Origin of the sequence: Myxococcus stipitatus DSM 14675 (assembly GCF_000331735.1) — a bacterium.
Classification (GTDB): domain Bacteria; phylum Myxococcota; class Myxococcia; order Myxococcales; family Myxococcaceae; genus Myxococcus; species Myxococcus stipitatus.
On record NC_020126.1, the window covers coordinates 9,117,845 to 9,142,501 of the forward strand.

General features: G+C 69.0%; 25 protein-coding genes. 16 read left to right on the forward strand and 9 right to left on the reverse strand.

The window, feature by feature from the left end; translation table 11 throughout:
* The first annotated feature begins 7 nt into the window (after positions 1-7).
* The 5 genes from MYSTI_RS35195 to MYSTI_RS35215 all read left to right on the forward strand — a co-directional run bounded on the left by MYSTI_RS35195 (position 8) and on the right by MYSTI_RS35215 (position 3,279).
* Positions 8-835 (forward strand): helix-turn-helix domain-containing protein, encoded by an 828-nt coding sequence (locus MYSTI_RS35195; protein WP_015352616.1) that lies wholly within the window; start codon positions 8-10, stop codon positions 833-835.
* Between the two features lie 55 nt (positions 836-890).
* Positions 891-1,373, forward strand: coding sequence for a DoxX family protein (locus tag MYSTI_RS35200; RefSeq protein WP_015352617.1), 483 nt, complete (start codon positions 891-893; stop codon positions 1,371-1,373).
* Positions 1,374-1,385: 12 nt separating this feature from the next.
* On the forward strand, positions 1,386-2,381 hold the full coding sequence (locus MYSTI_RS35205) for an aldo/keto reductase family protein (RefSeq protein ID WP_015352618.1): 996 nt from the start codon (positions 1,386-1,388) through the stop codon (positions 2,379-2,381).
* Positions 2,382-2,459: 78 nt separating this feature from the next.
* On the forward strand, positions 2,460-2,750 hold the full coding sequence (locus MYSTI_RS35210) for a hypothetical protein (protein ID WP_015352619.1): 291 nt from the start codon (positions 2,460-2,462) through the stop codon (positions 2,748-2,750).
* Positions 2,751-2,781: 31 nt separating this feature from the next.
* On the forward strand, positions 2,782-3,279 hold the full coding sequence (locus MYSTI_RS35215) for a hypothetical protein (protein ID WP_015352620.1): 498 nt from the start codon (positions 2,782-2,784) through the stop codon (positions 3,277-3,279).
* A gap of 14 nt (positions 3,280-3,293) precedes the next feature.
* On the opposite strand, the gene MYSTI_RS35220 is transcribed toward MYSTI_RS35215, so the two are convergent.
* Positions 3,294-3,854: an NIF family HAD-type phosphatase gene (locus MYSTI_RS35220; RefSeq protein ID WP_015352621.1), complete on the reverse strand. Its 561-nt coding sequence runs from the start codon at positions 3,852-3,854 to the stop codon at positions 3,294-3,296.
* A 202-nt stretch (positions 3,855-4,056) separates the two neighbouring features.
* On the opposite strand from MYSTI_RS35220, the gene MYSTI_RS35225 reads away from it, so the two are divergent.
* The 4 genes from MYSTI_RS35225 to MYSTI_RS35240 all read left to right on the forward strand — a co-directional run bounded on the left by MYSTI_RS35225 (position 4,057) and on the right by MYSTI_RS35240 (position 7,435).
* Entirely contained in the window at positions 4,057-5,307 is a 1,251-nt protein-coding gene (locus MYSTI_RS35225) for a PQQ-dependent sugar dehydrogenase (protein ID WP_015352622.1), read from the forward strand.
* A 186-nt stretch (positions 5,308-5,493) separates the two neighbouring features.
* Complete coding sequence (locus MYSTI_RS35230) at positions 5,494-6,183, forward strand: MotA/TolQ/ExbB proton channel family protein (RefSeq protein WP_015352623.1); 690 nt, start codon at positions 5,494-5,496, stop codon at positions 6,181-6,183.
* A 3-nt stretch (positions 6,184-6,186) separates the two neighbouring features.
* Complete coding sequence (locus MYSTI_RS35235; RefSeq protein ID WP_015352624.1) at positions 6,187-6,621, forward strand: ExbD/TolR family protein; 435 nt, start codon at positions 6,187-6,189, stop codon at positions 6,619-6,621.
* A gap of 16 nt (positions 6,622-6,637) precedes the next feature.
* On the forward strand, positions 6,638-7,435 hold the full coding sequence (locus MYSTI_RS35240) for an energy transducer TonB (protein ID WP_015352625.1): 798 nt from the start codon (positions 6,638-6,640) through the stop codon (positions 7,433-7,435).
* Between the two features lie 39 nt (positions 7,436-7,474).
* Here MYSTI_RS35240 and MYSTI_RS35245 read toward each other — a convergent pair whose 3' ends face one another.
* Positions 7,475-7,960 carry a MarR family winged helix-turn-helix transcriptional regulator gene (locus MYSTI_RS35245; protein ID WP_015352626.1) on the reverse strand — a complete coding sequence of 162 codons (486 nt, stop codon included), beginning with the start codon at positions 7,958-7,960 and terminating at the stop codon, positions 7,475-7,477.
* 322 nt (positions 7,961-8,282) lie between these two features.
* Between MYSTI_RS35245 and MYSTI_RS35250 the strand changes: the two genes are divergently transcribed.
* Together MYSTI_RS35250 and MYSTI_RS35255 are read left to right on the forward strand one after the other, a co-directional pair.
* Positions 8,283-9,707 (forward strand): TolC family protein, encoded by a 1,425-nt coding sequence (locus MYSTI_RS35250; protein ID WP_015352627.1) that lies wholly within the window; start codon positions 8,283-8,285, stop codon positions 9,705-9,707.
* Between the two features lie 155 nt (positions 9,708-9,862).
* The gene (locus MYSTI_RS35255) at positions 9,863-10,075 is read left to right on the forward strand and encodes a hypothetical protein (protein WP_015352628.1); all 213 of its coding nucleotides are present in this window, start codon (positions 9,863-9,865) and stop codon (positions 10,073-10,075) included.
* A 70-nt stretch (positions 10,076-10,145) separates the two neighbouring features.
* Here MYSTI_RS35255 and MYSTI_RS35260 read toward each other — a convergent pair whose 3' ends face one another.
* From MYSTI_RS35260 to MYSTI_RS35275, 4 genes are all read right to left on the reverse strand, one after another.
* Entirely contained in the window at positions 10,146-10,784 is a 639-nt protein-coding gene (locus MYSTI_RS35260) for a methyltransferase family protein (RefSeq protein WP_015352629.1), read from the reverse strand.
* 104 nt (positions 10,785-10,888) lie between these two features.
* On the reverse strand, positions 10,889-11,461 hold the full coding sequence (locus MYSTI_RS35265; RefSeq protein WP_015352630.1) for an RNA polymerase sigma factor: 573 nt from the start codon (positions 11,459-11,461) through the stop codon (positions 10,889-10,891).
* Between the two features lie 6 nt (positions 11,462-11,467).
* Complete coding sequence (locus MYSTI_RS35270; protein ID WP_015352631.1) at positions 11,468-12,523, reverse strand: Rieske 2Fe-2S domain-containing protein; 1,056 nt, start codon at positions 12,521-12,523, stop codon at positions 11,468-11,470.
* A 23-nt stretch (positions 12,524-12,546) separates the two neighbouring features.
* The gene (locus MYSTI_RS35275; protein WP_015352632.1) at positions 12,547-13,194 is read right to left on the reverse strand and encodes an HAD family hydrolase; all 648 of its coding nucleotides are present in this window, start codon (positions 13,192-13,194) and stop codon (positions 12,547-12,549) included.
* Positions 13,195-13,616: 422 nt separating this feature from the next.
* Here MYSTI_RS35275 and MYSTI_RS45820 point away from each other — a divergent pair, with 422 nt between their 5' ends.
* The 3 genes from MYSTI_RS45820 to MYSTI_RS35285 all read left to right on the forward strand — a co-directional run bounded on the left by MYSTI_RS45820 (position 13,617) and on the right by MYSTI_RS35285 (position 17,650).
* Positions 13,617-14,015 (forward strand): RHS repeat-associated core domain-containing protein, encoded by a 399-nt coding sequence (locus tag MYSTI_RS45820; RefSeq protein ID WP_084668252.1) that lies wholly within the window; start codon positions 13,617-13,619, stop codon positions 14,013-14,015.
* 905 nt (positions 14,016-14,920) lie between these two features.
* The gene (locus tag MYSTI_RS35280; RefSeq protein WP_015352633.1) at positions 14,921-16,114 is read left to right on the forward strand and encodes an LLM class flavin-dependent oxidoreductase; all 1,194 of its coding nucleotides are present in this window, start codon (positions 14,921-14,923) and stop codon (positions 16,112-16,114) included.
* Between the two features lie 165 nt (positions 16,115-16,279).
* Entirely contained in the window at positions 16,280-17,650 is a 1,371-nt protein-coding gene (locus tag MYSTI_RS35285; RefSeq protein WP_015352634.1) for a DUF3943 domain-containing protein, read from the forward strand.
* A gap of 53 nt (positions 17,651-17,703) precedes the next feature.
* On the opposite strand, the gene MYSTI_RS35290 is transcribed toward MYSTI_RS35285, so the two are convergent.
* The 3 genes from MYSTI_RS35290 to MYSTI_RS35300 form a co-directional block, all read right to left on the reverse strand.
* Entirely contained in the window at positions 17,704-18,450 is a 747-nt protein-coding gene (locus MYSTI_RS35290; protein WP_015352635.1) for a hypothetical protein, read from the reverse strand.
* Between the two features lie 27 nt (positions 18,451-18,477).
* Entirely contained in the window at positions 18,478-21,678 is a 3,201-nt protein-coding gene (locus MYSTI_RS35295; RefSeq protein WP_015352636.1) for a TonB-dependent receptor, read from the reverse strand.
* Positions 21,679-21,787: 109 nt separating this feature from the next.
* Positions 21,788-22,390: a TetR/AcrR family transcriptional regulator gene (locus tag MYSTI_RS35300; protein WP_015352637.1), complete on the reverse strand. Its 603-nt coding sequence runs from the start codon at positions 22,388-22,390 to the stop codon at positions 21,788-21,790.
* Positions 22,391-22,593: 203 nt separating this feature from the next.
* Between MYSTI_RS35300 and MYSTI_RS35305 the strand changes: the two genes are divergently transcribed.
* On the forward strand, positions 22,594-23,685 hold the full coding sequence (locus MYSTI_RS35305) for a Gfo/Idh/MocA family protein (protein ID WP_015352638.1): 1,092 nt from the start codon (positions 22,594-22,596) through the stop codon (positions 23,683-23,685).
* Positions 23,686-23,759: 74 nt separating this feature from the next.
* The gene (locus MYSTI_RS35310; RefSeq protein ID WP_015352639.1) at positions 23,760-24,653 is read left to right on the forward strand and encodes a DUF547 domain-containing protein; all 894 of its coding nucleotides are present in this window, start codon (positions 23,760-23,762) and stop codon (positions 24,651-24,653) included.
* Positions 24,654-24,657 lie beyond the last annotated feature (4 nt).

Below are 24,657 nucleotides of genomic sequence, written 5' to 3' on the forward strand. Positions count from 1 at the left end.
CACTGCCATGCTGCTCGCCCGCCCCACCGACCTCGCGCCCCGCGCCCCCTGGCCCGACATGCCGCTGGTGGTGTGGCCCGCGGCGCTCGCGCTCTGGGGCCCGGGCGAGATGTCGTCGAAGCACGCGCACCACGCGATTCACCTGATGTTCCGGCGCGAGGGCACGCTGTCGGTCCGCGTGGGCGCGGCGAAGGCGGACACGCGCGCCGCGGGGGTGCTCGTGGGGCCGGACGTCACCCACACCGTGGATGCACGCGGCGGCGAGGTGCTCCTGCTCTTCGTCGAGCCGGAGAGCCAGGACGGCCTCCGGCTGCGGGCCTCGCTCACGGGCGAGCTTCGCCTCTTCGATGAAGCCGAGCGAGACACCCTGCTCGCCAGCCTGCCCCGGGAGGGCCCCCTGCCTCACGCGGCCATGGGGCCCTGGATGGAGTCCACGCTCGCGGCCCTGGCGGGCGCCACCGTGGCCACGCCGCCCCCCATGCATCCGCGCGTGCGCAAGCTGCTGCGCCACCTGCGCGCGGAGCCCGCACCGGAGGACACGTCGCTGGAGTCGCTGTCCCAGGTGGCGGGGCTGTCCTCGGGGCGGCTGATGCATGTCTTCACCGAGTCCACGGGTGTCCCGCTGCGCCCCTACCTGCTCTGGCTGAAGCTCCAGCGCGCGGCGGGGGCCATCGCCGCGGGGCGCTCGTTGGGAGAGGCCGCCCATGCGGCGGGCTTCTCCGACGCGGCGCACCTCACGCGCACCTTCCAGCGCATGTTCGGCACCGCGCCCTCGCTGCTTCAACGTCGCAGCCAGTTCGTTCAAGCCCAGGCAGGCACCTCCGAAGCATCTTGAGCCGTGTCAGCGTCGGGAGGGATGGACCCTTCCGACCCGCTCGAGGTCCTTCGTCATGTCCTTCGCGCTCGTGCTCCTCAGCATCTTCCTGGTGCTCCACCTCCCCCCGCTGCGCCGCCGTCCCTCGCTGTCCACCCCCGTCCTCCGCGCCGCGATGGCCTCGGGGCTCTTCTTCATCGGCGCGGGCGTCATGCACTTCGTCATGCCCGAGCGCTACGACGCCCTGATTCCGCCGCAGCTCCCGTGGCCGCGCTTCTGGACGCTGCTGTCGGGCGTGGTGGAGGTCGCGGGCGGGGTGGGGATGCTGTCCGTCAGGACGCGGAAGCTCGCGGCCGTGGGGCTCATCGGGCTGCTCCTGGCCATCCTCCCGGCCAACATCCACGAGGCGATGGCGAACCAGGCGTCCCATGTCCTGCCCTTCCCGGACTGGTACTTCTGGGTGCGCATCCCCTTCCAGCTCGTCTACGTGGCGTGGGTGACGTGGGCTGGTGGACTGTGGCCGGCCAGAACGCGTGCGAGCGAGCCGCTCCCTGGTTAGGCTCGCCGCCCCATGCACTTCCGTCATCTTGGCCGCAGCGGTCTGGCAGTCAGTGAGATCTCCTTCGGCAACTGGCTCACCCATGGCTCGCAGGTCGAGGAGGAGGCGGCGCTCGCGTGCGTGAAGGCCGCGCAGGACGTGGGCATCACCACGTTCGACACGGCGGACGTCTACGCGGGCACCCGCGCGGAGGCCGTGCTGGGGCGCGCGCTGAAGGGCCAGCGCCGCGCCGGCTATGAGCTGTTCACCAAGGTGTACTGGCCCACGGGCCCGGGGAAGAACGACACGGGCCTGTCGCGCAAGCACATCATGGAGTCCATCCACGGCTCGCTCGCGCGGCTCCAGACGGACTACGTGGACCTGTATCAGGCGCACCGCTTCGACACCGCCACGCCGCTGGAGGAGACGATGCTCGCCTTCGCGGACATCGTCCGGCAGGGCAAGGCCCTCTACATCGGCGTGTCCGAGTGGACGGCGGACCAGATTCGACTGGGCGCGGCGATGGCTCGGGAGCTGCGCATCCCGTTCATCTCCAGTCAGCCGCAGTACTCCATGCTCTGGCGCGTCATCGAGGCGCAGGTCATCCCCGCGTCGCTCGAGGAGGGGCTCGGGCAGATTGTGTGGTCGCCCATGGCGATGGGCGTGCTCACCGGCAAGTACCTCCCGGGCAAGCCGCCTCCCGCGGGCAGCCGCGCCACGGACCCCTCCGGCTCGCGCTTCATCGCGCGCTTCATGAAGGAGGACGTGCTCACGCGCGTGCAGCAACTGCGTCCGCTCGCGGAGTCCGCGGGCCTCACCATGGCGCAGCTCGCGGTCGCCTGGGTGTTGCAGAACAAGGGCGTCTCCTCCGCCATCATCGGCGCCTCGCGTCCGGAGCAGGTGCTGGACACCGCGAAGGCCGCGGGCGTGAAGCTGGAGCCGGAGCTGATGCGTCGCATCGACGAGGTGCTGGGCCCCGTCGTCGAGCGCGACCCCGCGCTCACCGAGACGCCCGACCGGAAGCTCTAGAAGCCCACCGGGCTCGCGCCGCGCACACAGGTGTCGCGGGTCCGCCTATACTCGCCACTCCCTCACCGGAGGTGGCGTGTGCGTCGGTTCGTGGTCATCGCCGTGCTGTTCTCATCGAGTGCGTTCGCGCAGTCCCCCGAGTGCAAGGCCGCGAAGAAGGAGTACGCCGAGAAGGAGGAGCAGCTCTCCACGCTGCGCGAGGCCCGCAAGGACATGCGCGCGGTGCTCACCACGGCCAAGAAGGGCCGGGCGCACAGCAAGGCGATGGACGCGCTGGAGAAGGCGGACGACGCGCTGGAGGACGCCGTCAAGCGGGCGACGTCGGAGCAGTCCCAGCGGGACAAGCTGACGCGGGAGATCTGCAAGTAACCTGTCTCCACCGCATCCTCGGGGGCCGCCCATGAACCCTGACGAGTCCACCCCCACCGAGGGACGCGCGGCGAGGCCCCTGCTCCTCGCCGCGGTGGCGGTCCTGGCCCTGGCATCGGGCGCGGTCTACGTGGGCACGCTGAAGGGCGGCTTCCTGTCGGCGTCGGACGTGGGAGGTCTCCCCGAGCTCGCCGCGATTCAAGCGCAGCTCCGGCCGCTGGATGCCTGTGCGCTCACCTACCGGCGCCTGGACAGCAAGGGCAAGCGCCCGTTCCCGGACTCCGTCATCGTGCATGACTGCACCGGGACCGGCCGCGTCGTCGCCATCAAGGTCCCCACCACCTGGGAGCCCCAGGGCGTCACGTTCGAGATGAAGCGCGCTTCACCTTCGGAGCCGTTCCAGGTCCTCATCGAGAAGGACACGACGCTTACGCCCGCGCTCCAGGCCGCGATGGAGCACTTCGCCCCCCTCATCGCCGCGAAGCTCCCGGAGCAGCAGCGAGCAGCACGCGCCGCCACCGCCGAGTGACGACGCGCCCGCCCTCAAGCACCGCTCCGCCACCAGCCCCGCTTCTCCAGCCGCCGCACGTCGGGCACGTCCGCGAGGGTGCCCAGATAGCGGGACAGCACCGGCAGCTCCGCGTCCTCCCGTGCGCCCTCGAAGGGGCGCACGTAGATGGCATTGCCGTAGTTGAAGGCACACTTGGCGGGAGTGTCATCGACGATGAGGACACGCTCCAGCCGGAAGCCTCTCCGCTTCAGCTTGCCCAGCTTCTTCACGTAGGCACAGTGCCTGGACGGGTCCATGAAGCCCTCCTCCTGCACGCGCGCGCAGTCCACCGCGTAGGTGCACCGGCTGCGTCCCCAGACGAGCTCGGGACGCTGCGCGGACGGGAAGATGCGCGAGGCGATGGCCTCCACGTAGTCATCCGACGCGGAGGACCAGACAGCGAGGCGGAAGCGCGCCGCGCACTCGGTGAGGAAGCGCTCCAGGTGCGGCCGGACGTAGACGTGGTAGCCCATCAACTCGAAGTCCGCCGCGCGCTCCAGCGGCGCCTCGCGCGCGTGAATCAACGTCTCGTCCAAATCCAGCACCAGGAGCATCGGCTCCAGGCCGCCCGGATGATTCGAGCCCCCACGTAACGACGCTGTCGCGGCCTCAACGGTTGCCATGCGACAGCGACGCCCTCGGGCCCACCGCGACTGACGCGCCACCTGTCCAACGGGCCACATCTCCCGGCACGCCAGGACGCGTGAAGACCTCGCGGTGGTTAGCTGCCCCCGCCCACCCCCTCCGAGGAACATCATGCGTTCGAGTCAGATTCTGTCGACCCTCGCCTGCGCCCTCTGGCTGCCCTTCGCGGTGACGGCCCACGCCCAGGACGCCACCCAGCCCGCACCCGAGAGCGAGAGCGAAGAGGCCACTCCCACCTCCCTCGGCTCACCCTTCCCGCCCGCGTTCCCAGGCCAGACGAACGGCCCCGTCGTCACCTCGAGCACCCGCTACCAGATCACCCAGATTGCCACGGGCTTCAATCGCCCCTGGGCCATCGCCTTCCTCCCGGATGGGCGCATGCTGGTGACGGAGAAGCCCACCGGGAAGCTCTACATCGTCACGCAGCAGGGCGCGAAGTCGGCCCCCGTCGCGGGCCTGCCCGCCGTGGATGGCAGGGACCAGGGCGGCCTGCTCGACGTCGAGGTGGCCCCCGACTTCGCCACCAGCCGCCTCATCTTCTGGACCTATTACGAGCCCCGCTCCGCCGGCAACGGACTCGCCGTCGGCCGAGGCCGGCTCCTGGACGGCGCGCAGCCTCGCATCGACAGCCTGCGCATCATCTTCCGCATGAAGCCCACGCTCGACTCGACGATGCACGCGGGCGGGCGCCTGGTGTTCCACCCCGACGGCACCCTGTTCGTCACGCTGGGCGAGCGCTCCATCCTCCCCGGCCGCGTCCAGGCCCGTCAGCTCAACAGCCACTTCGGCAAGATTGTCCGCATCAACCTCGACGGCTCCGTGCCCGCGAACAACCCGTTCGTGAACCGCACCGGCGCGCGCCCTGAAATCTACTCGCTGGGCCACCGCAACGTCCTGGCCGCCGCGCTGGATGGCCAGGGCCGCCTGTGGGAGGTCGAGATGGGACCGCTGGGCGGAGACGAGCTCAACCTCGTCGGCGCGGGCAAGGACTACGGCTGGCCCACCATCGGCTACGGCACCGAGTACTCCGGCGCCCCCATCCACCAGAGTGGCCAGGGCCCCGGCATGGAGCAACCCGTCTACTTCTGGAACCCAGTGATTTCTCCGTCCGGGATGACCATCTACTCCGGCAACCTGTTCCCCGAGTGGAAGGGCAACTTCTTCATCGGCGGCCTGTCGAGCCACGCGCTGGTGAGGCTCGTCATCGCGAATGACCGCGTCGTCGGTGAAGAGCGGCTGAAGCCCGCGGGGAACGGACGGGTCCGCGAGGTCGTCCAAGGTCCCGAAGGCGCCCTCTACCTCCTCACGGATGACCCCAATGGCCGACTGCTCAAGATGACGCCCCAGGGCGCCACCCCGTAGACACCCGCCACCGCGAGGGCGACGGCCGGACGACCCTTGTGTCGCCGGCCCATCCCCCCTGCCCAGGAAGCACACAACCCGGCCGTTCCATTTGACTTTCAGGGCGGACGGAACAACAGATGGGCGCGCGAGTTGGCCGCCGGGTGGCTCCCACCCGACACCCCACTTCCACCCAGGCTTCCCTTCATGACGCTTCCCATCCTCCTGGCCCAGACAGGGCAACCCGAGCTCGGCTGGCTCAGCAGCAAGCTGCTCGGCGTCACGCTCACCTCCGCCGAATGGGTCCTCTGGATTCTCGTCGTGCTGTCCGTGCTCTCCATCGCCATCATGCTGGAGCGCACGGTGTACTTCGCGCGTCACCGTCTCCCGGACTCGGAGTCGCTCGCGGTGCGGCTGGCCCGCGGTGACTTCGAGGCGGCGCGCAAGGCCGTGGAAGGCCGCACCGGCATGGAGGCCGCCGTCATCCGCGAGGCCCTCGCGTCCACCGGCCAAGGCGCGGACACCGTGGAGCAGGTGATTGCCTCCACCATGGCGCGCGAGCGTCCCCAGTACGAGCGCTTCCTGTCGTTCCTGGGCACGCTGGGCAACAACGCCCCGTTCATCGGCCTGTTCGGCACGGTGCTCGGCATCATCAAGGCGTTCCACGACCTGGGCGCCACCAACGTGAAGGGCGCGGCCATCCAGCAGACCGTCATGGCGGGCATCTCGGAGGCGCTCGTCGCCACCGCCGTGGGCCTGGCCGTCGCGATTCCCGCCGTCGTCGCCTTCAACATCTTCAACCGCCAGCTCAAGACGCTCACCAGCCGCGCCAACGCCCTGGGCCACGCCCTGGTCGGCAGCCTGCGCGCCGAGGGCCGCACGCCGGAGGGCCGCTAGTCCATGGCCGGAGGCGCGCAGGACAACGAAGAGGAGATCACGGGCATCAACGTCACGCCGCTCGTGGACGTCGTGCTGGTGCTCCTCATCATCTTCATGGTGACCGCCAACTTCATCGTCCGCGAGACGGTGGAGGTGGACCTGCCCCGCGCGGCCAACGGCGGCGAGACGGTGCAGGGCCTGGTCAACGTGGTGCTCGACAAGGAGGGGAAGCTCTACTTCGACGGCGCCCACGTGACGGACGCGGAGCTGACGCGGAAGGTGGCCGAGGCCGTCGCCAAGGACAAGGACACCCGCGCCATCATCAGCGCCGACCAGAGCATCGCGTACGGACAGGTGATGCGGCTCATCGACACGGTGAAGGGCCAGGGCATCGCCAAGTTCGCGCTCAACATCGAGAAGGACGTGGCCCCCGCGGCCGCGCCCGCCACACCCTGACGGCAAGGCCCGGTTCATGAGCCAGGCGGTCCTCGACGACAACTCCGTGCTTCCCCGCAGGGACAATGCCCCGCGCGTGGTGGTCATCTTCACGCTCGTGTCGCTCGCGCTGCACGGCGTGGGCTTCTGGTGGCTCAACCGCATCGCCGAGCGCCCGCGCCCCGTCGCGCAGCGCCCCGTCGAGCTGGTCATGGTGGAGGTGACGAAGCCGCCTCCGCCGCCCCCTCCCGAGGAGAAGAAGGAAGAGCCCAAGCCGCCGCCCAAGCCCAAGCCGGTGAAGCCTCCGCCCATCAAGGTCGCCGAGGCCCCCAAGCCCGTGCCGCCTCCGCCCGAGCAGGCGCCGCCGCCCCCCAACGAGCCGCCGCCCACGCCCCAGGCCAAGCCTCCGCCGCTCGTGGTGGGCATGACGATGTCCTCCACCACCAGCGCCGGCGCCTTCGCCGCGCCCGTGGGCAACACCGCCTACGGCCAGGTGGCCGCCACCGCGAAGGACCCCAAGGACGTGAAGGCGTACTCCGCGCCCAAGTACACGCCCATCTACCAGGTGGACTCGGAGCCCACCGTGGCCTCCGAGGTGAAGATTCCCTACCCGGAGGAGGCGCGGCGCGCGGGCATCGAGGGCACGGTGACGCTGTCCATCACCATCGACCACGAAGGCCGCGTGGTCGCCGTCAAGGTGCTCTCCGGTCCCGGCTACGGACTCAACGAAGCCGCGCGAGACGCCATCAAGCGCTTCCGCTTCAAGCCCGCCATCAAGGGGGGCGAGGCGGTCTCCACGGAGATGAAGTACTCGTACACGTTCCTCTTGGACTGAGGTGTCGCCGGGGCCCGCTCGGGGCCCCGCGCACGTCCGTCACTGCGGGCGCAGCGCGCGGCGCATGATGTCGCGCAGCGCTCGCAGGTCCTCGTCCGCCAGCGCGGCGATGAGCTCCGGGGGCTCCGCCATGCGCTCCAGCAGCCGCTCGCGCAGCGTCGCGCCCGCCTCCGTCAGCACCAGCATCTTCACGCGCCGGTCCTGCTCGCTGCTGCGCCGCTCCACCAGCCCGCGCGCCTCCATCCGGTCCACCAGGCCCGTCACGTTGGACGCGTCACAGGACAGATAGTTGGCCAGCGTACTCATCGCCAGCGGGCCTTCACCCAGCTGACGCACCACGTGCGCCTGCACCGGGGACAGCTCGAACTCCGCCGCCAGGGCGGGGAAGTTGCGCATGTGGGCGCTCATCAACTCGAACAAGAGCGCCCAGGCCTGTTTGGACAGGGCCTCCTCAGGTTCCTGGGCGTCCAGCCCGGAGTGCGGTGACTTCCCCCGTCGCCCCAGATTCTCGCTGCTCGAGCTCATACCCCCATGGTAATTCGCCCCAGGCACCTAAACAATTGACTTCATCAAATATTGAGGGTTACTACATTCCGGAGCTTCCAAAATGGACCGACATGGCCTATGTCGTGCCGGCCCCTAATGCAGGACCGTGAGACGTGATGCGGCGGCGGATGACCTTCATAAGAGCCGGTTCGGCGCGGCGCGCTGAATTCCTGACGTTGTTCACGCGGCCGGGCATGACGCCTGGGCCCGCGCGCGAGAGACACAACCCGTAGCAAGTCGTCCATCGAGGACGGACTGGGGCTCGCGCCGGCGCGGACCCCACGAGGAGGCAGAGGCGGTTATGAGTTCACTTCTGGCGTTGACCCTGGCGGCCACCCTGGCCGCGGCACCGCCCCCCGTACTGACCCTGCAGGACGCACTCACCCAGGCCCGCAAGGAGAACCTGGACCTGAAGGCGGCCCAAGCTCGGCTGCGGCAGGCGGACACCGCGTCTCGCAAGGCGTGGTCTGGCTATCTGCCCACCATCACCGTGGGTGGCGCCATCGTCCGCAACTCCAACGCGGCCGTCATTCCCCCCGGCCCGCTCGGTCCCGAGCCGGTCGTCATCCAGCCGCTCGTCCAGCGGTCGTTCCAGGCCGAGGCGCGCCAGGCCATCATCGCCCCCCAGCTCTGGGCGGGCATCCAGGCCGCGTACAAGAGCGAGCGCGTGGCGGAGCTCACGGTGGAGCAGGCGCGCCGTGAAATCCTCTTCGGCGTGGCGCAGGCGTACTACGGCGCCGCGGCGCAGGCCCAGGCGGTGACGGTGCAGGAGCGGCTGGTGGAGCTCAACGGCGCTCGCGCCAAGGACACCAAGGTGCGCTTCGACGCGGGCACCGTGACGCGCGTGGCGCTCTTGCGCGCCGAGCAGGACCTGTCCCGCGCGGAGCAGGACCTCATCCGCGCCCGCAACGCGCTGGCGTCCGCCAAGCTGGTGCTGGCCACGCTGCTGAACGTGGACAGCGGCGACTTCGAGGTGGCCCCGCCGCCCGAGCCGCAGGTGCCGGTGCAGACGGAGACGGAGGTGCTGGTGCAGCGCTCGCTGGAGCAGCGCGCGGACGTGGCCGCCGCCCGGGAGACGACGGAGCTGGCGCGCATCAACAAGCGCGGCGTGTGGTTCAGCTACCTGCCCACGCTCGGCGTCACCGCCACCTACCGCATCGCCAACGCGGCGGGCTTCCAGGGCAGCAACGACATCTGGCTGGTCACCTTCGGCGCCAGCTGGACGATTTGGGACGGCGGTCTGCGCGAGGCCAACCTCACGGAGGCGTCCGCGAAAATCGTCGAGGCCCAGGCCAACGCCCGCAAGGCGGAGCTGACGGCGCGCGAGGAAGTGCAGCGCTCGCAGTTGGACTTGCAGAGCGCCCTGGCCAACCGCCTCAAGGCGGAGCAGACGGTGGAGCTGGCGCGTGAGTCGCAGCGCCTCACCGACGTCTCCTTCAAGGCCGGCGTGGCCACGTACCTGGAGGTCGCCGACGCCAACACCGCGCTGACCAGCGCGGAAATCGGCCTGGTGGCGGAGCGGCTCCAGGCCTCCGTCGCCGCGCTGCGCCTGCTGCGCTCGGTGGGTGCGTTCGAGGCGCGTCCGCTCGGCTCCGACCTGAAGGAAGAGGACGTGGCGGCGCCGGTGGCGCAGCCGCTCCCCGGCGCCACGGAGCAGCACCCGCTGCAGCCCGCGACGCAGGAGCAGCCGGCCCAGCCGGAGCAGCAGCCCGCGCCGCAGCCGTAGTCGCCGGAGTGAGGTGACACCTGCCCGGCGCTCCCACCTCGGGCGCCGGGCCAGGCGCCCCCCAGGCTGGTGGCCCCTGGCGCTTGTGAGGGCCCCTCACCGGTCCCACCCTCGGAAGGAAGGCAGCAGTACCCCCTTTTTCCGAGGAGGTCACCATGGCGGCAGGACAGTGGGGCAACTGCAAGGGTTGCCGCTACTTCAGCAGCAACAATCCCAACCCCAGCGACAACGAGACCCAGCGCTGCATGCAGGCGGACTTGAAGGCGTTCGACCTGAAGGTCTCTGGCGCGAGCGGTTGCAATGCGTTCGAGGCCCGCGCGGGCACCGGACAAAAGCCCTACCAGGAGCCCGCTCAGCCGGCGCACTGACGCCGACCCACGCGGACACCCGTCGGGACTTCGTGGAGCAGCGGGCTCCACGAAGCAAGACGGCCTTCCCTCAAGAAGCCACGACGTCACGCGCCCCCAGGCGACCCACGCCGGGGAGGAAGCGGCCCACCCGCTCCGCGTAGTCGCGGTATACCTCTCCATGCAGCCCGAGCAGGTGCTCCTCCTCCAGCCGGACCTGGAGCGACACGAGCAGCACGTAGTCGGCCCACGCCATCCACGTCCACGCGCTGGGCGTCACGACGGCGATGCCCGTCACCACCCACAGCATGCCCGCGAAGATGGGATTGCGGACGACGGAGAACAGCCCGTCCGTCACCAGCGCGGTGTGCTCGCGGGCGATGCCGATGCGCCACGACGCGCCCATCTGCACCTGCGCCACCCGCACGACGACGAGCCCCGCCGCCACCGCGCCCCACCCCAGCCACCGCACCGGCTCCGGCACCGGCCACACGCCCAACGCGGCCGAGCCCAGCGCCGCGTACAGCGCGCTCCAGGCCGTCACGCCCAGGATGAACACCCCCATGCACACGCCGAGGACACGCTGGAACGCGTTGGCGCGGCGGTGGAGGACGAAGGCCTCGCGGCCCGTGCGCCGGCGCAGCCGCACCGTGGGCAGCACCATGGCGAAGAGGAGGAAGACGACGGCGCTGACGGGCAGCGCGATGCGGTGGAAGGTTTCGGCGTCCATGCGAGAGCCTCGGCGGCGGGAGCGGCGTCGAGCCGCTCGGTCGGCAGGTGGACGCCTGGGCTCAAAGCGGCATTACACCCGCGCCCTTTCCGCGCCCTCGCGGCTCAGCTCTCGGGGGTGACGCGTGGACGACCCGCCTCACCGCAGGCGCAGTCCACGCAGCCGTGGGTGCAGCAGGTGCCACACAGCTCGATGAGGCGCTTGCCCAGGGCCTGCCTTGCCCGATGCAGCCGGACGGCGGCGTTGTTCGCGGTGAGCCCCTCCTCGCGGGCGAAGACGGAGACAGGGGTCCCCTCCAGGTCCACGCGGCGGATGGCCTCCGAGTACTCGGGCTTGAGCGTGTCCGTCAGCTCCGCCACGCACGCGCACACCGATGTCTCCAGCGCGTCCGTGTCCTCGGTCGTCCGGGGCGCCTCGGCGTCCTCCGCGGCCAGGAGGCGTGACTCGCGCTGGGCCTTGCGGTGCCGGTCCACGAGGATGTTGCGCAGGAGCCGGTAGAACCAGGCCACCGCGCTCTCCTCGTCGCGCAACCCCTCGCTCTTCTCCAGGCCCTTCACCAGGGCGAGCTGGAGGACCTCTTCGGCCTCCTCGGGGCTGCCCACGCGCGGGGACAGGAACGCGAGGAAGCGTCTGCGCTCGGCCACCAGAATCTCGACGACGCGGGCATCCAGGCTCATGGCCCGTCAGCCTACCGCTTCGCGCACCAGCTCCACCGGCGAGTCCTCGTCCTTCGCGGCCGAGAGTTGACCGAAGTAGATGCGCTCCAAAAGCCGGCGTTGATGCACCAGCGGCTTGTCGTATCGGTCCAGCCGCATGCCCTTGTGGCTGTAGGGCGTGCCCGCGACGACGGGGATGAAGCGGGCATCGTCGCGCACCTCCCACGCGGTGAGCAGGCGGGCCGCCTTCGCCGCCAGCGGCAGCAGGGGCTTCATCATCGGATGCACGCAGCGCAGGAAGGAGAACACGTGCAGGCGCGTGCGCGTGGGCGTCTCCGGCACGAAGAAGATGTTGGCGCGGGTGACGAACGGGCGCGTCTCCCCCTGGGGCGACACCCAGCTCACCGTGTACTGCGCATGCACGGGGTCGAAGCGGAACGTCCACTCGTTGCGGAACGCGTCGCCGTTGTACACACCCAGGAGCATCATCAAGGCCGCGGGCCGCTGCGGCGCCTGGTAGACGACCTCCGTGCGGTCCTCGAGGTTGCGCGCCTCGAAGTCCACCTGGTGCGCATGCGGGTCATCCCAGCCCAGCCGCGTGTGGACGTAGGGCGTGTGCTCGTCCTCGCTGAAGTTGTCGATGGCCACGTGCAGCGGCGCCTCGAACAGCGTCGAGAAGCTGCCGCCAAAGACATACCCGTCACTCAAGGGCAGCTCCGGCAGCGCGGACAGCGGCGTCTCCCGGTGCGCGAGCCACAAGTAGTCGCGGTGCTCGACCACCTGGAAGCTGCGCACGTCGCAGTGACGCAGGTCCGGTTGACTGGGATTGAAGCCGCGCCCCTCCGAGTCGAAGCGCCAGCCGTGATACGGGCACTGGAGCCGACCATCCGCGCCGACGCGCCCCTTCGACAGCGGCGCGAAGCGGTGAGGACACTGGTCCGCCAGCGCCGCGGGACGCCCCCGCGCGTCCCGGAACAGCACGTACCCCCTGCCCGCCACCTCGACCTTCACCGGTTTGCGCCCCAGCGACTGCACCGGGAGCACGGGATGAAAATGACCGAGGACGTCAGGGAGTCTCTCCATACTTTCCAAGTATAGCGAGCGACTCAGGACAAGGGAGGAAGGTGCTCCAGCAATCTCCGCAAGTCGGGCTGGAGCTCGTCGGGGGATTCGTCCGCCAGCGCCTCCACCGGGTGCGTGCCCCAGGTGACACCGTAGGTGCGGAGGCCCGCGGCCCGCCCTGCCTTCAAATCCAGCGTGGTGTCGCCCACCATCCACAGGCCCTGGGTGCCCAGCGCGGCGAGCGCCCGGTGGAGCACGTCCGGCGCGGGCTTGTGCGGGAAGTCATCCGTGCCCTGGACGTGATGCAGCACGTCGTCCAGGCCCATCGCCTCCACGAAGCGGCGGGCGAACGCGGTCTTCTTCGTCGTGGCCACCGCCAGCAGGTAGCCGCGCTCCCTCAGCGTCCCCAGGGCCTCCTTCACGCCGGGGTAGGGGCGTGAGCGATTGATGAAGTTGCGGGCGTAGTGCTCTCGGTAGGTGGCGCACAGTGCGGGCACGCCGTGCTCGGGCGCGAAGCGCGCGTACATCACATCCAGCGGATAGCCGATGAGCTCCCGCACCTGCTCGTAGGTGGGGGACGCGAAGCCCAGCACGGGGAAGGCGTACAGGAAGCTGTCGATGATGTCCGGCAGCGAGTCCACCAGCGTGCCGTCGAGGTCGAAGAGGATTCCACGGGAGTCAGTGCGGCTCATGCGCCCTGCATACGCCTCCCGCGCGTCCCGGGCACGTGTTCTCACATTCCGAGATTCACTGCGAGTGACCACTCCCAGGCCGACAAGTGAAATGGGGAGGGAGACGAAGCTTGGCCGAGTCACTGTTCGTGGCACGCACGTCCTGACGCCACTTGGAATCCGAGCCTGAGGGATCTCCCAAGAACCCTGGCGCGGTGGGCCCCGCTGAATCGGCTGACATAGCAACAGGCGCAACCAAGCTACCCTTTCAACTCAACACGCGAGATTCCACCCTCGATGATCCTCTTCGCGCAGCAAGATCTCCACAAGCTCTACCCAGGAATTGACCTGCTCAGCGTCATAGACAATCGGAACGCCCGACTTCGAACGAGCCCCCATGCGTACAACGGGACTTGTAGTCTTCGCAGTCGCCAAGGCATGCGGTGATCTTCCCCGGCCACAACCATGATGCGGAGACCGATTTCTTTGAGAACTGGAACCGATGCCATGACCCAAGCAGCGGTAGGTACCTGCAATCCGAGCCGAATCAGCGGAGTCCGCGGTTCGCAACGATAACGGCCCGCCAAGGCTTCGGAGCACCCTCGTATGCATACGCGCTGAACAACCCGGTGAACTACGTCGACCCTGACGGGTTGGAAGTCAGGCTGATGGATGAGCCCGCACGGAGAATCGCTGCAACCCTGCAGCAGAATCCACTCGGGCGTCAGCCCTATCAGTGGCTGGACACATCACCTGACACTTATGAAGTGTGGGAGCGAGAGAATTTGGGCCCAATGTCCACGGAAGATCTAGCGCAGGCGAACTGTCGCGGGCCGAGATGACGCAACTCAGGGGAGGCACCATTCGCGTCACCCCATCACTTTGCCAACAACAGGGCCTCAATGACATCAATCTGCGCTGGACTCGCGATTCTTGGTCTTTGCTTGCCCGTTCCGGGACATTCAGTGGACAGCGTGAATGCCGCGGGCTGGGTGAATCAGTCGGGCGATAAGAATATCTTGATGTCCGCACACATCTTCGCCACGAACTCATACCAACTTGGAGCGCTCGTCGAGGGCGACCAAACGCATGTGATGAGTGTGTGGCTTCGCGAGTCGCGCTCGTCGGATCGCGAGGCCCCCGACTCTCCTCTCCGCCGCGCCCTCTCTCGGGTTTGTGAGGGCGCAAAAAAAGGCAAGCCATGTCACCTCCAAGAGCACTCCTTCTGGAGGGTTGAGTGTGGAGAAGGCTGGCTCCTCTATTCGACACGGATGAGTCCAGATCGAAAACAGCTTCAGGATCGTTGCAATCGATTCGGCGCAATCATGAAGTAAGCGAGCGCTCTCCGAGCTGGCGCAAGCGCCGAACTTCAGTCTGCATAGGGGGATGCGTGTTGATGCGCATCCTGGTTGAGTTGGCGAAGCCCCCATTCGAGCCAGCGACGTGATGAAATGGCGGCGACCACCCATCGTCGGCGCCGCACCTGAACGACGGGCACCCCACGCAGGCACGGCAGAAGTCCAGCGTGGTGCCCTGGCCGTGGTCCTCCACGAGAGGACAAGGACGAGAGGCAGGTGCGTCCACGGCCGGCCCTTCTGAGGTACTCGCCAGTCCACCTCCGCATGGCCTTGTCCTTGGATGTGTCAACAGACCCCAGGCCCCCACGACGCGTCGCAGTCAACACGCCCTCCAGCGGCCTGCGTGATACACTCCGTGAAGCACCAGGTCGCCAGGGGGAACACCAGACATGCGGCTCGATATCTTCTCAGAGATGCAACACCCGAAAGAGCGGTGGACGCAGCCAGACCCCGTGCATCACCTCATCCGTGAGACGTTGGAGCAGGCGCGGCTCGCGGATGAGATGGGATACGGCGTCTGGTGGCAGGTGGAGCACCACGCGGCGGGGGAGTTCAGCCACAGCTCCGCGCCAGAGGTCATGCTCACCGCCATCGCGATGAACGCGAAGCGGATGCACGTGGGCCACGCGGCGGCGCTCGCGCCCTCGCGCTTCAACCACCCCATCCGTCTCGCGGAGCGCTCCGCGTTCATCGACCACCTGAGCAACGGCCGCTTCCAGTTGGGCATGGCGCGCAGCACCATCCCGGAGTGGCGCGTCTTCAACATCGAGCCGGACTCCACCCGCGCGCAGATGCAGCAGGCCTTCGAGACGATTCCGAAGATGTGGACGCAGGAGAAGTTCTCCTGGGACGCGCCGGACTTCCGCGTCAAGGACGTCAACATCGTCCCCAAGCCCTACCGCAAGCCGCATCCACCGCTGTGGCAGGCGTGCTCCAGCCCCGCGTCCTTCGAGCAGGCCGGGCGCAACGGCGTGGGCGCGCTGGGCGTGACACTGTGGGCGTCTCGCGAGCAGGTGGCGGAGATGATTCACATCTACCGCGAGGCCATCCAGAAGCGCTGCGAGCCCGTGGGCGAGTTCGTCAACGACCAGGTGGCCTTCTTCACCTTCGTCCACTGCGCGCGCACGGAGCGCGAGGCCATGGAGAACGGCGCGGCGAAGGCGGCGGCCTGGTACACGAACGGCTCCTTCACCTTCTTCGAGGCCAAGGAGCACTTCATCCAGTCCGCCGCGGAGCTGGAGGCGCTCGCCAAGGACCCGGCCGGTGGAGGTCTCACGGGCCAGTACCTGCGCGGCAAGGACCCCAACGCGCCCCAGTCCCGCGCGCAGCGCCTGCTGGGCCGGGTCATGTCCGGCGAGGCCGTCCCGGACGAGCAGGTCTGGGAGGTGCTGAGCGAGCAGGACTCGCTCATCGTGGGAACTCAGGACCAGGTGCGACAGGGCCTCAAGCGCTACGAGTCGCTGGGCATCGACGCGCTGATGTCCTTCCACCAGGTGGGCGCGCTCTCACACGAGTCCGTGCTCCAGAGCATCCGCCTCACCGGAGAGCTCATCCCCGAGTTCAAGTCGCCTGCCCCTCCCTGAGAGGCTCCTCCCCTCCCTGGCGGCCGGGCCGCATGACGCCCACTGAGTGCATACCTTGTCGCCAGTTCGCGGCGGGCAGCCGCAACGGGGCGGCGGATGCCGGGGGCGCAGGCGCGCGCGACGTCAGGTGCGGAACAGAGGCGGGGGCCCGCCTGGGGAGCCTGTGTGCTCCGGTGGGGCGGGCCGCTGCTGATGCTGTGGTTCGCCCTGGCCACGTCACCGGCCCGGGCGGAGGAGCAGGACTTCCCGGCCGACGCCCCCGTCGAGGAGCGTGACACCCCCACGCGCCATCCCTGGCTCGCGCTGGCGGAGGTCACCGCCATCAACCTGGTGGTGTGGACCTACGACGTCAGCATCGGCAACAAGGAGTGGGCGCGCATCAGCGTGGACTCCTGGAAGAAGAACCTGGAGACGGGCTTCGTCTGGGACGGGGACGGCTTCTCCACCAACCAGTTCGCGCACCCCTACCACGGCAGCCTCTACTACACGGCCGCGCGCGACAACGGCATCCCCTACCCCGGCGCCTTCGCGTTCTCACTGCTGGGCAGCGCCCAGTGGGAGCTCTTCGCGGAGACCGAGCCGCCCTCCTTCAACGACCTCATCAACACCTCGCTGGGCGGCACCGCCATGGGCGAGGCCCTCTACCGCCTGTCCTCCGTCGTGCTCGACACGGAGACCTCCGGCAGGGAGCGCGCCGTGCGCGAGGTGGCCGCGGGCGTGCTCAGCCCCATCCGCGGCATCAACCGGCTCCTTCGCGGGGACACGTTCCGCATCGAGCCCACCCCCGACGAATGGAAGCGCCACGACGTCATGACCTGGGCCTCCACCGGGTACCTGACGCTGGGCGATGGCGAGCTGCTCAAGGGCGGCAAGGACCAGTTCTTCGCGCAGGTCTCCCTGCGCTACGGCGACGCCTACAGAGACCCCATCCGCCGCCCGTTCGACGCCTTCGAGGGCCACATCCAGTTCACCACCCGCGAGAGCAGCCTCGTCAGTCACGCGCGGCTGACGGGCCTGCTCGCGGTGAGCACGCTGGTGAGCACGCCGAAGGACGAGCTGCGCGTGGGCCTCTTCCAGCGGCTCAACTACGTGGACACCCTGGCGTACGAAGTCGGCGGGCAGTCCTTCGACGTGGGGATGATGTACCTGCGCCAGTTCTCGCCCACGGCCCGCTTGAAGACGTACTTCGCGCTGGAGGCCGGCATCCTCTCCGGCGTCTCGTCCGAGCACAGCGGCGAGGGCAACCGCGACTACGACTACGGCTCCGGCGTGGGCGCGGAGCTGCGCGTCACCTATGCGTTCGACGGCTGGGATGTCCTCACGCTGGAGGGCGGGACGAGCCACATCGCGGTGCTGGACGGCTCGGGCGGCTCCCACAAGGTCCACACCGGGCAGCTCATGATGGATGTGCCCGTGAGCGGCCGGTTCGGCCTGGGCACGGAGATGAACTACTTCCAGCGCAACAGCCGCTTCGTGGGCTACTCCAGCGTGCGCAAGAGCACCTACGAGCTGCGCTTCTTCATCTCCGTGCACTGACGCTCCCCCGCGCCGGCTCGAGCGGCCCGCGCAAGGGAGCATCCCGACACGACTCAGGGCGTCTCGTCGGAGGGCACGTCTCCCGTGAGCACGCAGATGAGCGCGGCCGGGTCACACTTCACGGGGAACAGCGGGTTGATGCCGGAGCCGCGCAGCCGTCCCACGGAGAAGTCCGGGTAGGGGTCGCACTTCGTCTCGTCCGGCAGGCCCTTGGTCGCGCAGCTCACCACCGGCCAGATGCCCTTGGCCTGGTACGTCGCCGTGCAGCCGTTCTCCGTGTAGCTCAGGTCCGCCTTGAACTGCGTGCCCGGAATCCCGGGCGTGTTGTAGATGCGCAGATTGGACCAGACATAGCGGAAGTTCTGCGCCGGCAGCGTCGCGGTGGCCGGCACGTCCAGCCGCGTCTCCGACAACTGCGGCACGTCGCAGAAGTTGTCCGCGCCGGGCCCCTCGCTCGCGAACGCGCCCACCGAGTAGGGCTTGTTCGAGGCATCCGGGTCCGGCCGGTCCTTGAAGTCCACGGCCATCAGCGTGCCCAGCCGGGTGCTGCGCACACCGACGGTGTCCGCGGCCTTGGGGTCCTCGCTGAAGTACTTCTGCAACCCCACCGCCTCCGGCTTGAGCCGAGCGCACTGGAGGTCGGGATTCTGTCCGGCCGAGAGCGTGTACACGGTGGCGAACGAGCCGATGGAGCCGTCGCTCACCGCGCGAGCCACCACACACTGCGGCTCGGGTTCCTCCGCGCCACAGCCCGCCAGCACCACCAGCGCGGCGCTCCATCCCAGCCAACGCGTCTTCATGGGTGATTGTCCTCTCATGGTGGGAGCCTAGAAGCTGAGCTTCGCGCCCAGACGCACGGAGCGCGGGGCCTGGTAGGCCGTGGGGCGCTTGAAGTTGGGGTTGATGTCCGACGGAAGGATGGGCTGGTTCGTCGCCGTGGAGATGACCTTGCAGTCCGGGTTGTTCGCCGTGAGGCACGCGGTCAGGTCCTCGGGCCGCCCCCCCTGTTCGATCGCATAGACGCGCGTGAAGGTCAGCGTCTGGTCCACCGCGGTGTACTGCTGGAAGTTGAAGAGGTTGAAGACATCCAGCGACACGCTCAACGTGTAGTCGTTGGACAGCTTCTGGTTCAGCCCCACGTGGGTGTCGATGTTGTGCACCCAGGGCAGGCGGCCGGCGCTGCCTCGCGGGAGGATGAACGTCTCGGAGCCGCTGCGGCGCGGGTGCGCGCCCAGGTAGTTGAGCGGCGTGCCGGAGCGGCTGCGGTAGCCACCGCCGACATTCACGCTGGTGGAGCGCGACACCATGAACTCGCGCGCGCCGAAGACCTTGAAGGAGTGCGCACGGTCACCCGGCAGCGCGCCATCGCGGTTGGTGGTGAGCGACACCAGGTCGAAGTCGCGCGTGAGGTTGGGCGACAGCTGGCCCGTGTCCGCGCGGAACAGGCCCGAGTAGTTCCCGCGCAGCTGCGACCAGGTGTAGCTGGCCTGGCCCAGCCAGCCGTCCGAGAAGATCTTCTGGTAGTAGACGTTGACCGCGTCGTACTCGCGCTTCGCCTCCGGGAAGTCGGCCGAGTACCCCTTGCCCGGGTTGCCCAGGAAGAAGGTGTTGCCGTCATCGCGGCTCATGTCCTCGATGACGTCGTTGAGGACGCGGCGCGTGTACGTCAGGCCCACGCGGCCCAGCAGCACCTCGTACTCGCCACCCACCATGAACTCGTCCGCGGACTGGGCGCGGATGTCGGGGTCCACCGGCACGCGGTCTCCGCCCTGCGCGTTCCAGGTCTGGTCCGGGCTCTCCCGGCTGCCGATGCGCACGCGGTTGGCGCTGCCCACGCAGTCCGTCAGCCGCGATTCACGGTTGCTGGGGTTGCACGCGGGCGCGTTGTACGTGGCCGACAGGAGCTGCTGCTGCGGGAAGGAGAGGTCCGCCATGTCGAGCGGCACGTTCTCGAAGAAGCGCGCGTAGTTGACGAACAGCTTGGAGCGGCCCTGCTGGGTGAAGTCGTAGACGACGCCCACGCGCGGCGACCACTGGTTGGGCAGGTGCAGGCCCACCTTGTCGTCCAGGCCCCACAGCGTCTGCGAGTCGTAGCGCAGGCCCGCGTTGAGCGTCACCTTGTCCATGATGGACCAGCTGTCCTGGATGAAGCCGCCCACCGTCATCGACGTGGACGTGCCTTCCTTGCTGCGCAGGAACACCGGCTGGTCCGGCCCGGCCATGTAGCCGTACTCGTTGAGGGTGTACCAGCAGTCGCCTCCGGTGCACTCCTGCCAGGGCGAGCCGCCCGTGCGCGCGCGGTTGTTGTAGAAGCTCATCCGCTCCGCGTCGAAGCCCACCTTGACGATGTGGTGGCCCAGCGCCTGGAACAGCGAGGTGGCCATCACCTTGCCCTGCACGCGGTCCAGCTCCTGCACGCTGATGGTGCCAGGACCGCCGGTGGCGTAGGAGGTGACGGGGCAGTTGCGGGATTGCTCCGCGGGCGTCGCGCCACAGACGGACGGGTCCGGCAGGGACTCGAACTCGGTGATGGAGTGCGGGCCCGGGTTGCGCGTGCGGCGCCAGGCGAGGTTGGGCTCGGCGGACAGGCCGCGACCGCTGAGGATGCCGGAGCCGTCCGAGGGCAGTGTGTCGTCCTCCTGGTGGTGCCAGCCCACCGTCGCGTCGATGAGGAGCTTCTTGCCGAAGAACGCGGAGGACTGCTTGGCGACGATGTCCATCGCGGAGTTGGCGCGCTCGGTGGCGATGGCGCCGTAGTTGCCCTGCACGAAGCCGGTGCAGGACAGGCCCACGCAGACCTCCGGGTCACCGTCGTCGCTGAAGGAGTACTTCCCGCTGCCACCCGACCAGCGCGGCGTGCCGAAGACGGACACCGACAGGTTGTGGTCCGGGTTGAAGAGGTACGTCAGCTTGCCCAGGTACTGCACGCTGCGCTCGTCGGCGAAGCGCGTGACGCGAGTGCCGTCGATGGGCGTCACCAGGCCGAAGCCCGTCTCCGGATCCCTGCGGCGCTGGCCCACGGCGGTGCAGCCGATGGACGGGTCCACCTCCGTGCAGAACTCCAGCTTGCTCACCTGGCGGTCCACGCGGATGCGGTTGAACGACGGCGCCACGCCGACGAAGAACCAGAGCTTGTCCTTGAGGATGGGGCCGCCCAACTCGACGCCGAAGTCGCCCTGGTTCCACGGCTGGCCCTGCGCGGAGATGACGGTGCCCTCCTGCCGGACCACCGTGCCGTTGCGCTGCAATCCACCCGGCGCCATGTTCGCGAAGACAGAGCCGTGGAACTCGTTGGAGCCGGACTTGGTGACGACGTTCAGCACGCCACCCGTGGAGCGGCCGTACTCCGGCATGTAGCCACCGGTGATGACGTTGACCTCCTGCACGAACTCCACCGACAGCGGCGTGCCCAGCGTGCCGACGCTCGGGTCGTTCACCGACAGGCCATCCACCACGTACTGACTCTCCGGGGAGCTGCTGCCGCTCACGCTCACGCCGTAGCGGTCCTCCGTGGCGCCGGGGGCCAACTCCGCCAGCGACTCGAAGGAGCGCGACGCGGAGCCCTTCGTCCCGGGGCGGATGACGGCGATGTTGCGCAGGAAGTCCGCGTCCACGCTCATGCCCTGCGTGCTGGACGCGACGTCCACCGTGGGCGGCGCGGCGCTGATGGAGATCTCCTCGCCGAAGTTCGAGGGCAACAGCTGGATGTTGACCCGGATGGTGCGGTCCACGCGCAGCACGATGTCCCCGCGCACGAAGGGCTCGTAGCCGTCACGCTCCACGCGCAACGTGTACGTGCCGGGAGGCAGCTGCGCGAGCCGGTACAGGCCGCTCGTGTCCGAGACGACCACCTGCTCGCCCTGGAGCTTCGGTGAGGTCGCCGTGACGACCACGTCCGCCAACGGCCGCTTGTCATCCGCGCTGACGACGGTGCCAGTGATGACGGAGACGCCCTGCGCGAATGCCCCCGCGCCACAGAGCAAGACCGCGAGACACAACCCGCGTGCGAGACCTACACGTATGGACAAAGCTGACTCCCTCCCGAGATTCCCTGGGAGCACTCTGTCTCAAGACAAGAGAAAGCAACAATCCCTTAATTGACAGTGCAGTTCTTCCCATGGGCCCTGCCCGCCTGAGTCAGCGGGAACAGGCGGGAGTGCCCTGTGACAAGGCGCGGTCGAAGGCCAGCCACAGGAAGCCATCCAGCGGGGCGCGGCCCTTCTCCACCCGGGCGCGCAGCACGGCGCCCTCCCAGGCGCTCAGCATGAACGTGGCGAGCATGTCCGGCGAGACATCCGCGGCGACCTCGCCCGCGGCCTGGGCCTCGCGCAGCACGTCCTCGATGCGGCGCGCCCAGGTGGCGAAGGAGGCCGCCACGCGCTCGCGGATGAGGGGGCTGTGGTCGGCCAGCTCCGCGGCGAAGTTCGCCAGGAGGCAGCCACACTCGAACTTCGTCTCGACGAGCATGTCCACCTGCGCGGCGAAGTACTGGCGCAGCCGGCGCAGCGGTGTCAGCGAGGTGTCCTGGAGCGGCGCGAGGCGCTCTTCGCCCACGCGCATGTACTGGTCCACCACCGCCGCGCCCAGCGCCTCCTTGCTGTCGAAGTGGTTGTAGAAGGACCCCTTCGGCACCCCCGCCGCGTCGGTGATGTCCTGGACGCCGCAGCCGTTGAAGCCCTGCGTGCGCAGCGTCTCCAGACCGGCGGCGAGCAACCTGTCGCGAACGCTAGGTCTCGGCATGCTCCTCCCTTTCTAGGGCCCGCCCCCCCAGCCGTCAAAGTGCGCCCGGAGATTCCCCCAACCCCCTGGACTCACGGGGGTTTTCAATCAATATGACCGGTCGTCTTGAACTCGATGGAGGCGCTCGTTAGCTTGCCCGCCGGGGTGGCGCGCCCGCCCGCGGAGGCGAGGACGCACCCCATCACTCACGAGGGAGCGCAGCCATGGGCCAGTCGAGCTTGCCGGAGCGGATTCGGGTCGGAGTCATTGGAGCGAACCCCACGGGGGGCTGGGCCGCCTTCACGCACCTGCCCGCGCTCCAGTCGCTGCCGGGGTATCGAATCACGGCGGTCAGCACCACGAAGCAGGAGAGCGCGAGCGAGGCGGCGCGCCGCTTCGACGTGCCGCACGCCTTCGCCAGCGCGGAGCCCCTGGTGGAGCATCCCGAGGTGGACCTCGTGGTGGTGTCGGTGCGCGCCCCCGAGCACGCGAAGCTGGTGCGCCTGGCCCTCGCCGCGGGGAAGCACGTGTTCTGCGAGTGGCCGCTGGGTGTCTCACTGGAGGAGACGACGGAGCTGGCGGCCCTGGCGCGCGAGGCGAAGGTGCGCACCGTCATCGGGCTCCAGCGGCGGCTCGCCCCCGGCGTGCTCTACCTGCGCGACCTGCTCCGGGAGGGTTACGTGGGGCGGGTGCGCTCGGTGTCGCTCCAGGTGTCCACGCCGCTCCTGGGTGAGCGCAGGCCCAAGTCCTACGAGTACACGGCGGACGCGACGAAGGGGGCCAATGTGCTGGTGACGATGACCGCGCACTTCCTCGACACGGTGCTCGCGGCGGTGGGGGACCTGAGCAGCGTGTCCGCGCTGGTGGCCCGGCAGTTCGAGCGGACGACGCTGGTCGAGACCGGAGAGGTCATCCCCGTCACCGCGCCGGACCAGGTGCTGCTGAGCGGCACCCTGGCGAGCGGCGCCGTGCTGTCCGCGCACATCGAGTCGGGCAAGCGTAACGGCGGCGTCATCGGCTGCACCATCACCGGCACCGAGGGCGACCTGTCCCTCTCCCAGGACCTCACCGTGTCCGGCGCGAAGGGGGACAACACGCCGCTTGCTCCGCTGCCCACCCCGGAGCGCTACCTCTGGAGCCCCAGGGGCACGCTGGGCGACGACGCGCACCAGGTGGCGCAGCTCCACGCCGCCTTCGCGCGAGACGTGCGCGAGGGCACGTCGCTGGCGCCCGGCTTCGAGGACGCGGTGAAGCTGCACCGGCTGATGGAGACCTTCGTGGAGGTCTCCACCTCCGGGGTGCGTCGGACGCTGTAGGCAGGCTGTCCGTCTCCCAGGGAGGCGCTGGGGAGAGCACGACACGGGGTGCGCTGGACTATGCTGCGCACCCCGTGGACGCCCCTCTGCCCTCACGCCGCCGGTTCCTGATTCCCATCGTGCTGCTCGCGGCGCTGGGAGCGCTGGGGGCGCTGTACGTCCGAGGCATGTTGCCCGCGTCGGTGCCCTCGGCGGACAAGCCCTTCCACTACCACGACTACGCCCAGGTGCTGCGGCACGTGCGGGCGGATGGGGACGTGGACTTCTCGTCCATCGGCCGGGAGCGGGCGGACCTGGACCGGTTCATCGAGTCGCTCGCATCCTTCTCTCCCCATCTCCGCGAGGATGTCTTCCCCACGTCGGAGGACGCGCTCGCGTTCTGGCTCAACACCTACAACGCGCTCGTGCTCCAGCAGGTCGTGGATGGGTATCCCTATCTGGAGAGCGTGGAGCAGGCGTGGCTGGGCCGGTTCTTCTGGGGCCGCTCGTGGCGCGTGGGCGGCCGGAGGATGACGCTGTGGTCGCTGCGCCACCGCATCCTCATGGGGGAGTTCGCCGACCCGCGCGTCCACCTGGCGCTCTTCCAGGCCACCCGAGGCGGCCCGCGCATGGAGGGCTCCCACTTCCAGCCGGAGTTCCTGGACGCGCAGCTCAACGAGGCCTGCCGCCGCTTCGTCGGCGACAAGCGCAACGTGCGCCTGGACCGAGGCACCCTGCACCTGGCGAAGCTCTTCGACACCTACCGCGAGGACTTCCTGGCCGCGCTGCCCGAAGGACGCCGAGGCAACGTGCTCCAGTTCGTCTGGGCCTTCCTGCCCGACACCTGCGAGGAGCGGCCGGGCTGCGACACCCGCGCGGACCTGGACCTGGCCTGTGGCCCCAAGCTGGACCGCTGCAAAATCGTCTTCGAGCCGGAGGACACCGCGCTCCCGGACGCCGCCGCCCGCGCCGCGCGCACCGAGCGCTGACGTC

Excerpts from the sequence above, each read along its gene's own strand:
- MYSTI_RS35265 (WP_015352630.1), bottom strand. The coding sequence starts at position 11,461 with ATGAGCCTGGATGCCCGCGTCGTCGAGATTCTGGTGGCCGAGCGCAGA.
- MYSTI_RS35290 (WP_015352635.1), bottom strand. The coding sequence starts at position 18,450 with ATGAAGACGCGTTGGCTGGGATGGAGCGCCGCGCTGGTGGTGCTGGCG.
- MYSTI_RS35205 (WP_015352618.1), top strand. The coding sequence starts at position 1,386 with ATGCACTTCCGTCATCTTGGCCGCAGCGGTCTGGCAGTCAGTGAGATC.
- MYSTI_RS35240 (WP_015352625.1), top strand. The coding sequence starts at position 6,638 with ATGAGCCAGGCGGTCCTCGACGACAACTCCGTGCTTCCCCGCAGGGAC.
- MYSTI_RS35300 (WP_015352637.1), bottom strand. The coding sequence starts at position 22,390 with ATGCCGAGACCTAGCGTTCGCGACAGGTTGCTCGCCGCCGGTCTGGAG.
- MYSTI_RS35250 (WP_015352627.1), top strand. The coding sequence starts at position 8,283 with ATGAGTTCACTTCTGGCGTTGACCCTGGCGGCCACCCTGGCCGCGGCA.
- MYSTI_RS35255 (WP_015352628.1), top strand. The coding sequence starts at position 9,863 with ATGGCGGCAGGACAGTGGGGCAACTGCAAGGGTTGCCGCTACTTCAGC.
- MYSTI_RS35225 (WP_015352622.1), top strand. The coding sequence starts at position 4,057 with ATGCGTTCGAGTCAGATTCTGTCGACCCTCGCCTGCGCCCTCTGGCTG.
- MYSTI_RS35215 (WP_015352620.1), top strand. The coding sequence starts at position 2,782 with ATGAACCCTGACGAGTCCACCCCCACCGAGGGACGCGCGGCGAGGCCC.
- MYSTI_RS35270 (WP_015352631.1), bottom strand. The coding sequence starts at position 12,523 with ATGGAGAGACTCCCTGACGTCCTCGGTCATTTTCATCCCGTGCTCCCG.
- MYSTI_RS35220 (WP_015352621.1), bottom strand. The coding sequence starts at position 3,854 with ATGCTCCTGGTGCTGGATTTGGACGAGACGTTGATTCACGCGCGCGAG.
- MYSTI_RS35235 (WP_015352624.1), top strand. The coding sequence starts at position 6,187 with ATGGCCGGAGGCGCGCAGGACAACGAAGAGGAGATCACGGGCATCAAC.
- MYSTI_RS35275 (WP_015352632.1), bottom strand. The coding sequence starts at position 13,194 with ATGAGCCGCACTGACTCCCGTGGAATCCTCTTCGACCTCGACGGCACG.
- MYSTI_RS35245 (WP_015352626.1), bottom strand. The coding sequence starts at position 7,960 with ATGAGCTCGAGCAGCGAGAATCTGGGGCGACGGGGGAAGTCACCGCAC.
- MYSTI_RS35260 (WP_015352629.1), bottom strand. The coding sequence starts at position 10,784 with ATGGACGCCGAAACCTTCCACCGCATCGCGCTGCCCGTCAGCGCCGTC.
- MYSTI_RS35280 (WP_015352633.1), top strand. The coding sequence starts at position 14,921 with ATGCGGCTCGATATCTTCTCAGAGATGCAACACCCGAAAGAGCGGTGG.
- MYSTI_RS35200 (WP_015352617.1), top strand. The coding sequence starts at position 891 with ATGTCCTTCGCGCTCGTGCTCCTCAGCATCTTCCTGGTGCTCCACCTC.
- MYSTI_RS35195 (WP_015352616.1), top strand. The coding sequence starts at position 8 with ATGCTGCTCGCCCGCCCCACCGACCTCGCGCCCCGCGCCCCCTGGCCC.
- MYSTI_RS35305 (WP_015352638.1), top strand. The coding sequence starts at position 22,594 with ATGGGCCAGTCGAGCTTGCCGGAGCGGATTCGGGTCGGAGTCATTGGA.
- MYSTI_RS35230 (WP_015352623.1), top strand. The coding sequence starts at position 5,494 with ATGACGCTTCCCATCCTCCTGGCCCAGACAGGGCAACCCGAGCTCGGC.